Origin of the sequence: Variovorax sp. VRV01 (assembly GCF_014852545.1) — a bacterium.
GTDB lineage: Bacteria > Pseudomonadota > Gammaproteobacteria > Burkholderiales > Burkholderiaceae_C > Variovorax > Variovorax beijingensis_A.
This window is the reverse complement of record NZ_JACVBS010000032.1, coordinates 38003-48720: the sequence shown is the minus strand read 5'-3', so window position 1 is coordinate 48720 and position 10718 is coordinate 38003. Positions and strand designations below refer to the sequence as shown.

The window sequence follows — 10718 nt, the reverse complement described above, 5'->3', positions numbered from 1 at the left end:
GATGGGCTCAACCCACTTCCTCACCAAGACGCTGCCGCACGTGAGCACCGAAATGAGCCTGCACGTGTTGGCATACAACCTGAAGCGGGTGATCGCGATCCTCGGTATTGCCAGAACGATGAAGGCGGTCAGGCTGGTGGGGGCGTGAGCCTCTTCAAGTGCCCTTTGCAGCTTGCGCAGCCACGCTCGATCGAAACACCCGCGCGTTTGTGCAACGGGACCACCGGATGACTCGGTGCGCCGAGGACGCCCACATGGGCGCGGGTTCGGCATACTCGCTAGTCAAAGCCGTTTCCACACGGCCTCGGCCGACAGCCGCCATCGACCGAGTGAGTCACAGGACTGCGTTCAGTGTGAAACAGTAGCTCGCTGGAAGGCTCCGAGAACCGTCTCCGCTGCGAAGCAGTCGAAGGCTCGCGCCGACTGACCGCCTGCAACGGCCTCAGCACCACCATTTGCGTCATCCGCGTCGATCAACGGCAGCCAGTCGGGACCGCCAGGTCGCCGCGGCTTGGCCAGCTGTCCTCTACGCCTGCCAGAGGCTAGACCCCTGCGGCGATTGCACGCAGCTGGGCCCGGGCCGCATCCGCTCGAAAGCGCGGAATCACCCAACTAAAGTAGGTGCTGTGGTACCGCCCAAAGTGCTGGCGCGCAACAGTGCGCACCAAAGCGACCACGTCGGGGTCGTAACGCACCGCCTTGACTGCGATGTCGCCGCTCGGCAACTCTTTGATCGAGATCCAGCGGCCGCGGACGGTGATGATCTCCTCGGGCAGGAACTGGCGCTGCAGTGCCGGCACGGATGCCGGCACGTCCGGCGGCTCCGGGATCGGCTCGGCAACCTTCGAGCGCACGGGCCAAAGCCAACTCTTGCAGGCGACGTCCTCAAGCAGTGCGTGCTTGACGCGCGCGACGTCGAACGTGTTGGGAGTGAAGGTCCGCAAGTCGATCTCCAGGGCGGGCAAGTGCATGTCCTCATAATCGTGGCGCTTGCGGGCGTCGCAGAACGAGGAATAGGCAATTTCGATAGCAACGCTGGCGCCGTCCGTCGTGGCTGCCAGCAGGTCCGGGCGTCGATCTCCGACGGCCACCTCTTCCTCGATGCCAGTGCACGCCAGCAGGATGCGCAGCTCATCGTCATCGCCCAAGCCGAGGACACTCGCCGCGGCCGCGTTAACCGGCACCACTAAGCCGTTGGCTTCGACGATCACCCGCTTGGCGAAGCGGTGCAGATCGGATTCGTAGCTCGACGCGCAGGGCTCGTCGTTTGAAGTGTGCGCGAAGTGGTGCTCCCGCACGTCGCCCTGACGAGCGATCATCGGCTCGCCGCACACTGCGCAGCGACAGTCGCACGCCAAACCGCGTTCGGCCTCTGTCACGTGGATGAAGCGGTTGGAGGAATGAACTGCAAACAATGCCAACATAGGGATTCCATGTGCTGAGTTGAGGAGAATCCAAGTGTTGAGAGACGAAGGGGTGCCTACCAGTCCAGAACCGGTTGCAAACCGGTTGCCGTCGGTCGCGAACCTACTGCCCTGCTTCCAGGAGTGGCTCGCGGTCCAGCGCGATCAGAGCAACGCCCTGGCGCTGCTTCGCGCCCTTGCTGTCGAGTCGGCCAAGGTCGCGCACCTGCCGGACTCTGAGGAGCAAATGGAATTCAATGCGGAGGACTTGGTGCAGGCTTGCTGGCCGGCTGAACTCGTCGACTTCGATTCCGCCAAGATGAAAGTCAAGAACGCCAGGCTTGAGCAGTACCTCGTCAGCCGGGCGGCGGACCGCGAAGCGTTCTTCGCGCAGCGGGGCTTCGAGCACGCGATCGGTGTACGAAAGCGTTCAACAACGGGTCACCACCGAGCGCAGTGGTCACTTGTGCCCTACACGCTGGCGCCTGCCGAGGAACCGATCGGGCTGCAAACCGCCGGCGAAGCTGACCGTGTGGACTGGCTTGAGCCAGAGAGTTCGGTAAAGACCGGAATTGCGGCCCCCGCCAGCCTCCAGATCGAGTACACCTATGCCGCCGCCGGCACCGTCAGGCCATCTTGGATTGCGCGCCCGCTGTTTGGAAGCGGTTCGTTTAAAACCAAATCGCTGCGCGGCCTTCTGTTCGCAGGCACTGTTCTTGCGCCCATGAGCTGCCTTGCGCTTCTGGTGGCGACTGTCTGGCTGATGCTGTTTGTGAAGCGGCCTGTGACGACGGCCGACCTGGCATTCTTCGTTGTCGCAGCGGGGATGGGCTGGCTCCTGTGGGACATCGTTCGCCAGCTCTGGTGGCTGCTGGCCGATCGGATCGTACCCGCCGCAGATGTGCTGGTGGGCTGGAACGAGCCACCAGCGCAGCTCGAGAGCTTCAAGCTGGGCGACGCGCGCATTATCGGCCTAGTGCGCTACAGCGCCACCTGTCCCGTCTGCGCGGCAGCAGTGGAGCTGCGCTACGGCGCAGGTCACGAGCGGCGGCGCCTTTTCGGCTGCTGCGTCGAGGCGCCCCAGGAGCACGTTTTCACCTTTGACCGGGTTACTAGGCGGGGCACGGCGGCACTACGGTAGATCGCTCCGAACAGGGCGAACGGGGACTGCTTTGCCGAGCGTACGGTCTCGGCCACATTGCTGCCATTGCGCCGCCACGACTCGAGCGGCGCAAACGACAGGAAAGGGGCAGTTCGCCGCCAGCGAACTGCAAGCCCCCTTCCAGCGACTTCCCCAGCGATCGGCGCTTGCCATATGACCTGTTCGCAGCGAGAGTGTGGTGCATCGTCACGAGCCTTGATGGGTACCAGTTTCACGGCTAGGGCCTATTTGTCCGACAAGCTGTCGCTAGTCGTCCATCGACAACATCGCGCGCAACCGTCGAACCATGATCTCGTTTACCGCCAGTTGAGCTGGCAGCAGTGATTGCTCTTGGGCTTCTACAGATTTGTCCGGCAACCGGTGTTCGTTCATGCGTGCAGACGCGATCGCCCCTTGAGCCCGGTTGTGGAGTCGGTAGAACGAGTCCATTTCGTCTGGCGTGAAGAACACTGAGGCGTCGCGCATCGCTTGGCGAAGCTCGCGCGCCCGCAGGTCGGCCTGATCCAAATCGGTGCAGTTGCGCATTGGGGATGAAGATTGGAGCAACAGCAGCACTTCCGATGCGAAGTTCTGCACGGCCGCGTGCATGCGGTTTAGAGCGTTGAACTTCTTTTCAGCCATCATCAAAGCAATCGATTTGCGCACGTCCTGGGATGCTCGCGCGCGCTCCGCCTCCGCGATCAATCCCACCTTGTGTGTCTCAAGCGCGCGCTGAGACTCCGCGAGCTGATTAGCCAAGTCATACTGATGCCTCGCCTTGATGGCTTCAATGTCCTTGTTCAGCCAATGCGCCAGTTGGGCCCTACCAAGGAAGCCAGCGATGGACAGCAGGACAGCCGCGACAGCGCCGCCCCCGAAAATACTCCAAATCCATTGCCAAGCCATCTCTTGCACCTCCTGGCACCGAAGGATAGCTGAGGGCATTCTCGGCTCAGCGCGAAGCGACCGATTCGTCGGGCTGGGATGAACCCATACGGGCTGCGCAGCACATCTGGTTGCACGAGCGGTGTGGCGCCAGCGGGAAATTGAGCCAGTTCTGCGGGTAGTACCAAAGTAAAATGAGCCAAGTGTTCGACCTACCCTGCTGCTCATTTAAGCAGCGGGTTTCAAGGAGTGATCACCCTTGGACATGCATGATTGGCAGGATCCGACGGCCGTCCACGAAGGCTGCTACGCAGCGGTTGCCGACATCCCTCGGTCTTGTGCGGATGGGTACTATCGGCCAGACCAGTCATTCCCTTTCACCTCTCAACGAAGATGGGCCGTGTGTCTGGGGTTGCGGCGTGGAAGTGGTCTCAGCAAGCAACGATGACGGTGTAGACGCCATCATCCTGCTGAAGCGCCGCCTAGACTTAGAAGGTACGCCGGACCAACTGGTGACCCGCTGTTCGTGTAGATCAAGACCGGCTACGTAACCGCCCTGAACGCCATCAGCGGAAACGGCACTGTTCCCGAAACACAAATGTCGGATCTTTGATTGCCTTGAGCGTACCTCAACGCCAGGTCGTTTTGATCGCCGGCCGTGGACCAAGAGTCACCGCATTCGCCCCAATTCCACGCCGTACTGACGCACAGGATCTGCTACCCTCCTGCGGCGCACATAGGTAATTCATTTGGCCGGCAGGCTAGGTATGGTCACATTTCTGCATATCTCCGATCTCCATCGTGACTCCGGCAGTGGGCTCACCACCAGTTCGCTTCTCGAGTCCCTGCGCCTTGACCGTGACCGCTATATTGCCGAAGGTCTCTCCCAGCCAGACATTGCGATCGTCAGCGGCGACATCGTCTACGGTGTGACAAAGGATGATCCGAGTAGCGACGCCGCGTTGAAGGCGCAGTATGACGAGGCGCATGACTTTCTAGTTCGCCTCTCAGATCTATTTTTCTCGGGCAATCGGGATCGCATCGTCATAGTACCGGGCAACCACGACATCAGCCACCCTCATGTCCTTAGAAGCACGGTTCCGGAGGTCATTCCAGCAGACGGAGACCGGCGCAATCTGATTGCGAGGCAGCTTGGAGAAGATGAGTCGCTTTGGAGGTGGGTCTGGTCTGACTTTTCTCTCCGCAGGATTTCGGATCGGGGTCAATACGCGGAACGACTGAGGCCCTTCTCTACGTTCTACGACACGTTCTACCAGAGCCGCCGCAGCTTTTCGCTGGAGCCGTCTCGACAACTCGCGTTGCATGACTTCCCCGAGCTGGGCGTCGTCGTAGCGGGACTGTCGAGCTGCTGCGACAACGACCTTTTCAATCGATGCGGCAGAATCCACCCTGATTGCATTGCCGGCGCGACTCGCGAGGTCGCTAACCTGGTTCGCCTCGGACGCATGCCGATCGCCGTGTGGCATCACAACCTCGCCGGAGGTCCGAAGGATTCGGACTATGTCGAGGCAGAATTTCTGCAGAGCCTGATGGATGGAGGCTTCGCACTGGGTTTTCACGGCCATCAGCACCGACCCCAGTTCATCGAGCATCGCTTCACCGCCGACAAAGAGAAAGCACTCGCGGTGATCAGCGCAGGAACGCTATGCGGAGGGCCCCGCACCCTCCCGTCGGGCCGCATGCGTGCCTATAACCTTGTCTGTGTCGACGCGGCCACGGGTCAATGCTCGCTGCACGTTCGAGACATGAAAAACTCTGATTTCAGGTCGCCTGTTTGGGGAGCAGCAAACGTTCCGGAGTTTGGAGGTTCATCGATTTCTTTCGAGTTGACGATTTCACCAAGTCGAACGCTTCCAGCTTCCGGGAAGGTGCCGCCTGTCCAAAACGATAGTGATGAGCCCGTTCAGGAAGCGCAGGTAGTCGTCAATGAAAAGCTCGCGCTTGAAGCGGCGAGTGAAGCCGTCAGGCTGTTAAGAAGCGGCAAGGCACAGCCTGCGATTGAACTCGTTCAGCCATATCTATCGAGCCCCCTCGCCCGTCGGGTCGCCATAGAGGCGCTCCTTGAACTCGACAAGTGGGAAGACATCGAGCGGCTTTGCAGCCCTCCGCAGTCGGACGCTGAACTCATTGCCTTGATGGAAGCGCAATATCAGCTTGGCCATCGACCACAGCTGCGTGCGCTGATCGAATCTGAAACCGTCACCATGAATCAGGATGCCGCTGTTCGGCAAAGCGTTGACCAAGCTCGCGCACGGCTGGGAGGAGACCGCTAAATGACACAAATTGCATTCCAAGTCGACACGTCCCGCGTTTTGGAGATCCTTTCCAAGCAGATCTACGATTCCCCCTACGCGATGGCGCGAGAGAACGTGCAGAATGCGTACGACGCTGTTCTCATGCGCGCAAACAGAGAGCAAAAGTCTCCGTCCGAGTATCAGATCGTCATCACAGCACAGTCCGACCAGATCGAGATCTCAGACCAAGGCATCGGCATGACCGAAGAAGTTCTGCGAGAGAACTTCTGGCGTGCTGGATCTTCAGGCAAGAACAACGATGCCGCTCGCGCAGCAGGTGTCATCGGAACTTTTGGCATCGGCGCAATGGCCAACTTCGGTGTCTGTGATCGTTTGCAGATCGACACTCGTGCGATCGATCAGGCGAGAGGCATCCGTACCTTCGCGCTTAAGAATCAGTTGTCCATCGGTCAGGATTGCATCTCGCTAGAAAATATTGATTCGTCCATTGAAGTTGGAACAAAGCTCACCGCACAGATCAGCCCAGCGTCGCCTATCAACGTCCAGGCTTTGCGGAACTACCTAGCACCGTTCGTTCGGTTCCTTACGGTTCCCGTATTGCTCAACGGAGAATTGCTTAGCCAACAAGACGTCAGGTCTGCCGTGGGTATCGGAGCGAATTGGAGAGTCCTCGACACAAAGCAACTCAATGCAGAACGATTTGCTTTCGAGGCATGCGTGCTCGCTGATGGTAATCAGGTGGCGGTCATTGTCGACAAGCTCGTGATTGACGGAAAGGCGAGTCCTGGTGGAGCGTGGCTGAGGAACGGAGCCGGTCAAGTGATGGGGCTCCGATCGAGATTCGGTCTCGCACCAATTCCGCTCCCGAGTCACTACCAGTTGGGAGGCTTCGCTGATCTGCCCTTTCTTCTGCCTACCGCGGGGCGCGAAGCCCTCACTCGCGAGTCAATCCAAGAGGCGACTCAACTGATCTCGCCGATTGAATTTGCTCTCACGGAAGCACTTAAAGACACCGATCTGGCTGACACCCTCCAATCGTTTCAGCAATACGTCCTTCAGATCGGACGGATCGAGTGGGCTGATCGTGTGAGCGTTCAGCTGAACCCAGGGGATCAGCGGATGGAGCTGGGAAAGCTTCGAGATAATCATCCAGGAGTAGAGCTCCACTGGTACACGGGGACTGATGCGGATCAAATCAATGCCTTCGCCAGCGAAGACTCCCCTTTGATCCGCGTGAGTCAGACGAATCCTCGGCGCGAAGTCCAGCAGCGCTACCTGAGAGACGTTCTTCGATTGCCAGAGGTACCGAACGATGTAAGTATTTTGGAAACTTACGCTCCTAGAGACTTGTCGTTCGACGAAGTGACGCTCATTCTGGCAATCGCAAGGGTTCTGAGAGTCGACTATCTGATTGACGACATTGATATTCAATGGGTCAAGCTCAGTCACGGTGTACCGATGCTGACGGACATGACTGCTGAGAAGTTGACGCTCAAGATCTCGAGGACTTGGAGCGCGGTTCAGGCCGTCATCCAGGTCATTGCATCCACGCCGGAGGTGGCGGACGGCATGACGAGGGACTTTGTGCGCGTGCACATTTACGAGCGCATCAAAGCATTCGTCCCATCGTCCCAAAGAGCCGGGCTCGATGCCTTGCAGAAGACACTCGCAAGGCGGCGTGAACTCTATCGGCTGGAAGTCGATGACAAGGGCGAACTTGAGCCGTTGCTAGCTGAATATCTCGCCGGTCATGTTCAGTTCACTGAGGTGCTCAACGCCGCGGCGCGCGTTAGCGCCGGTCACACTCAGCGGGTGAGTAGTGACGCGGTCGGCACTGTCGAGAACACGTTGAATGACGTTGTCAATGCTGCAGTCCAACCTCAGGCGGTTCGTGTTATCTCGGCGCCCGAGCCTGGTTCTCCCATACTTCGAACTGATACCGAACTCAGGGAACGGCTGTTGACGACCGGCCGGGAGATTCCGCAGCTCAACAATCATCGAGTGTTCCTTGCGCTCTCTGACAGACTGTTCCAGCTTGAGAAGGAGTTCTTTACCTTCCCGCATTCAACGCAAGTCGCGTGGGCGGGCAGACGAATCGTGTTTCTATTCGGCCTGTCGCATTCCGCTGAGAATCTGTACTACGACATCGAGTTGCGCGGAGCGAGATCGGCGGGGGCTGCTGGCGGCACGCCTTTGATCACAACGACCATTGTCACGAAGAACAGGATCTTCGTCCCCATCCCAGCAGCACTTGTCGAGTGCTTCACGGTTGCGACCGATCCAATCGAGTTCTACGTTCGATTCGACCGGCTACTCCATAAGTAGCGGCGCTTGCGAACCTTCAGCTTGACGGCAATATAGCGGCTGCAGCCGTCTGGGATGATGCTTCTCAGGTGGTTACGAGGCCGATTGGGACAGTTGCAGTCCGGCGCGCGCATGCTGCGGCTCCCTCAACTCGATGGGAAAGGCGGATCGATGCGCTCAGACGGCTCGATTGCGGTGCACAGGAGACATTTGGCGGGCCACGCCGACTGACCGCAACCAGTCTGAAGCAGGCATACCCGAAGGCTGCTACACGGCTGAGGTCGGCGCGTCTTGCCAAGCAAACGGCGGCGGTGTACAGAGGGGAGTGAAATCGGCTAGCAGACTCGGGGGGAACCATCGAATGGGCATCCGCGTCGCCCGCTGCGCGGCAGTGCCGCCAAGAACAAGCCTACTCTCGCAGCGTGAATACCACTGAGAGGTAAGAGACCGGCTGGGTCCGAATGGCCTCAATCCCATGGAGCGCCGTCGCATCGAACAGCAGCGAGTCCCCTGCCCTCACCTCCACCGTCCTGCCGCCGTAACGGTAGCTGACCTCCCCGGACAGGAAGTACAGGAACTTGAGGCCCGGGTGCTGGAAGGTCACATAGGGATCGGCGCCAGGCAGCAACGTGACCAGATAGGGCTCGACGAACAGGTTGCCCGACAGGAGGTGACCCAGCAGCTCGTAGCGGTAGTCCGCCACCGCGCCGATGCGATCGACCAAGACACCATGGCCTGCACGCACATGGCAAAAGTCAGTGCGCCGCGCCTGATCACTGAAGAAGCGCGACGCCGGCACACCCAGACCATTCGCGAGACGCTCCAGGGTTTCCACCGAAGGCGAGACCAGCCCGCGCTCGATGCGAGAAAGCATCGAGGCAGAAATCCCCGAGGTCCTGGCCAGTTCGCCGCCGGACACCTCGGCCGCCATGCGCAGCGCCCTCACCTGCGCACCGATGCGAGCCGCAGACAGGCTGCGCACGACAGGTGCGGGCTGCCGCGGCCGGGCACGCGTCACCGAGACCGGCAACCGCAGAGGTCGAGCAGTTGGCAGCGGCGAAGCAAGCTCTCTACGGGCCATCTTGAATCTCGCACATGAGAATGGTCGGTTAGCACCTTGTGCAAAGCATCTGGGAACGAGTGCGACACACAATAACTCGTCATATACTTTGTAGCTCTATGCCATTCTATATGTGGCAATCAGGCGGTGCCAAGCCGCCGCGCTCCTCCTATTCCGCCACCCAACTTTCCGCGTGCCTTTCGGACTGCGCGGGTCGCGGTAGGCATCCCGCAGGAGGCCTTCGACACAGTCTCATCTCGGACCTATGTCAGCATTCTTGAGAGAGGCGTGAACGTCCCCACGCTCACGAAGATCGATGCTCTGGTTCGGGTTCTGGGCCTGCACCCGTTGACTGTGCTCACGCTCGCCTACGCAAGTTCGCCGTCGTCCGAAGAAGTCCGCAAACTCCAAGAGTTGGTGGCAGGAGAAGTCGAAAGTCTCGGATTGACTGCGTTCTCACCAAACTCGTTGCCCCGAGGCAAGACTCGCAGCATCAAATAAGAAGTTTGGGCTGGAGGATGCCAGCGTCCGCGAGGCGCAGATTCTTTCAGCCGAGATCATCGACAAGGGCATCCCCACGGCCGGCCTGCTGGCCCACGTGCTGGTGGCCAAGCACTCGGATCGCTTGCCGCTGTACAGGCAGGAAACGATCTTCGGTCGGCCTGGTTTCGGGGGCCCTTCGCCATCGTTGCGCCCCTAAGCCCAAACTCGATGCGCTCCCTGGCGCACGGCATCCGACACCGCGTCAAAAATGAAGAGGGGGTTGGAAAAGCGCCCCTAGACGAGAAAGCAAAAAAAGCCGGACACCTTTTTGAAAGTGTCCGGCTTCATATCTGGTCCCGCCGCCAGGAATCGAACCTGGATCTCAGCCTTCGGAGGGCCGAATTCTATCCGTTGAAATACAGCGAGGAATCTGGGCTCCGGCAGAACCGGAGCCACGCATTATCGCCCATCAGGCGGCGACTTCTTCAGCTTCGTTTCCGATGCCCGCCGCCAAGTTCCGCGAAAAGCCCAGTCCGGCCAGGTAAACGTTGAAGGTGCGCCGGCCGGTGGGCACCAGGTCGAAGGCGGTGGGGTCGAGCAGCCAGTTCTGGATGAGCCCGCTGATCAGCGCGTGCAGGCCCTGGGCCGCCACGTCGCCGGGCACGGGCAGCTTGATGCGGTCGCGCCGCGCGGCCAGGCGCAGGGCTTTTTCGAAATCGCTCACGCAGGCGTTGCGCGCGCTCAGGTGGCGCTGCTGCACCGAGGCCATGTCGTGGGTGTATTCGACCTTGTGGGTGGCCACGTCGAACACGCGGCGCACCTGGGGGTCGGTGGTCATGAGGGTGAGGGCGTGCACCATGCCCTCCTCTATTTCGGCCAGGGGGTCGTCGTCGGGGCCCGCAGCCACGGCGGCGGCCCGGGGGCCGGCCTCCAGCGGGAGGATGACGCGCTCCATCATCGCGTTGAAGAGGGCGGCCTTGTCCTTGAAGTGCCAATAGATGGCGCCGCGCGTGGCTCCGGCCTGCTGCGCAATCTGCTGCAGCGTGGTCTGCGAGACGCCTTGCGCCTGAAACAGCAGCTCCGCGGCATCGAGCAAGCGATTCCGCGTGGCCAGTGCCTCTTCCTTCGTACGACGTGCCACCAAGTCTCCCAATTTGTAAAGCCAA

7 protein-coding genes, 1 tRNA gene and 1 pseudogene are annotated in these 10718 nt (G+C 60.1%); 4 read left to right on the top strand and 5 right to left on the bottom strand.

All coding sequences use genetic code 11. The features are described from left to right. Positions 1 to 542: 542 nt before the first annotated feature. Positions 543 to 1424 (bottom strand): competence protein CoiA family protein, encoded by an 882-nt coding sequence (locus IB278_RS32285; protein ID WP_192328260.1) that lies wholly within the window; start codon positions 1422 to 1424, stop codon positions 543 to 545. Between the two features lie 34 nt (positions 1425 to 1458). Between IB278_RS32285 and IB278_RS32280 the strand changes: the two genes are divergently transcribed. Further along, positions 1459 to 2544: a hypothetical protein gene (locus IB278_RS32280; RefSeq protein WP_192328257.1), complete on the top strand. Its 1086-nt coding sequence runs from the start codon at positions 1459 to 1461 to the stop codon at positions 2542 to 2544. A gap of 267 nt (positions 2545 to 2811) precedes the next feature. On the opposite strand, the gene IB278_RS32275 is transcribed toward IB278_RS32280, so the two are convergent. Further along, entirely contained in the window at positions 2812 to 3450 is a 639-nt protein-coding gene (locus IB278_RS32275; protein ID WP_192328255.1) for a hypothetical protein, read from the bottom strand. A 746-nt stretch (positions 3451 to 4196) separates the two neighbouring features. On the opposite strand from IB278_RS32275, the gene IB278_RS32270 reads away from it, so the two are divergent. Both IB278_RS32270 and IB278_RS32265 read left to right on the top strand, forming a co-directional pair. After that, positions 4197 to 5723, top strand: coding sequence for a metallophosphoesterase family protein (locus tag IB278_RS32270; RefSeq protein WP_192328253.1), 1527 nt, complete (start codon positions 4197 to 4199; stop codon positions 5721 to 5723). Beyond that, positions 5724 to 8030: an ATP-binding protein gene (locus IB278_RS32265; protein WP_192328250.1), complete on the top strand. Its 2307-nt coding sequence runs from the start codon at positions 5724 to 5726 to the stop codon at positions 8028 to 8030. It begins immediately after the preceding gene. 388 nt (positions 8031 to 8418) lie between these two features. On the opposite strand, the gene IB278_RS32260 is transcribed toward IB278_RS32265, so the two are convergent. Further along, positions 8419 to 8991, bottom strand: a complete 573-nt coding sequence (locus IB278_RS32260) for a helix-turn-helix domain-containing protein (protein WP_192328247.1) — start codon at positions 8989 to 8991, stop codon at positions 8419 to 8421. A gap of 628 nt (positions 8992 to 9619) precedes the next feature. On the opposite strand from IB278_RS32260, the pseudogene IB278_RS32250 reads away from it, so the two are divergent. Further along, a pseudogene (locus IB278_RS32250) lies at positions 9620 to 9736 on the top strand (IS66 family transposase); the annotation flags it as partial. 167 nt (positions 9737 to 9903) lie between these two features. Here IB278_RS32250 and IB278_RS32245 read toward each other — a convergent pair. Continuing rightward, positions 9904 to 9978, bottom strand: a tRNA-Arg gene (locus IB278_RS32245). A gap of 43 nt (positions 9979 to 10021) precedes the next feature. Then, the gene (locus IB278_RS32240) at positions 10022 to 10696 is read right to left on the bottom strand and encodes a TetR family transcriptional regulator (protein WP_192328241.1); all 675 of its coding nucleotides are present in this window, start codon (positions 10694 to 10696) and stop codon (positions 10022 to 10024) included. Positions 10697 to 10718 lie beyond the last annotated feature (22 nt).

What these genes read in the sequence shown, in the direction of transcription:
- IB278_RS32285 (WP_192328260.1), bottom strand. Translation starts at nt 1,424, where the DNA reads ATGTTGGCATTGTTTGCAGTTCATTCCTCCAACCGCTTCATCCACGTG.
- IB278_RS32275 (WP_192328255.1), bottom strand. Translation starts at nt 3,450, where the DNA reads ATGGCTTGGCAATGGATTTGGAGTATTTTCGGGGGCGGCGCTGTCGCG.
- IB278_RS32270 (WP_192328253.1), top strand. Translation starts at nt 4,197, where the DNA reads ATGGTCACATTTCTGCATATCTCCGATCTCCATCGTGACTCCGGCAGT.
- IB278_RS32265 (WP_192328250.1), top strand. Translation starts at nt 5,724, where the DNA reads ATGACACAAATTGCATTCCAAGTCGACACGTCCCGCGTTTTGGAGATC.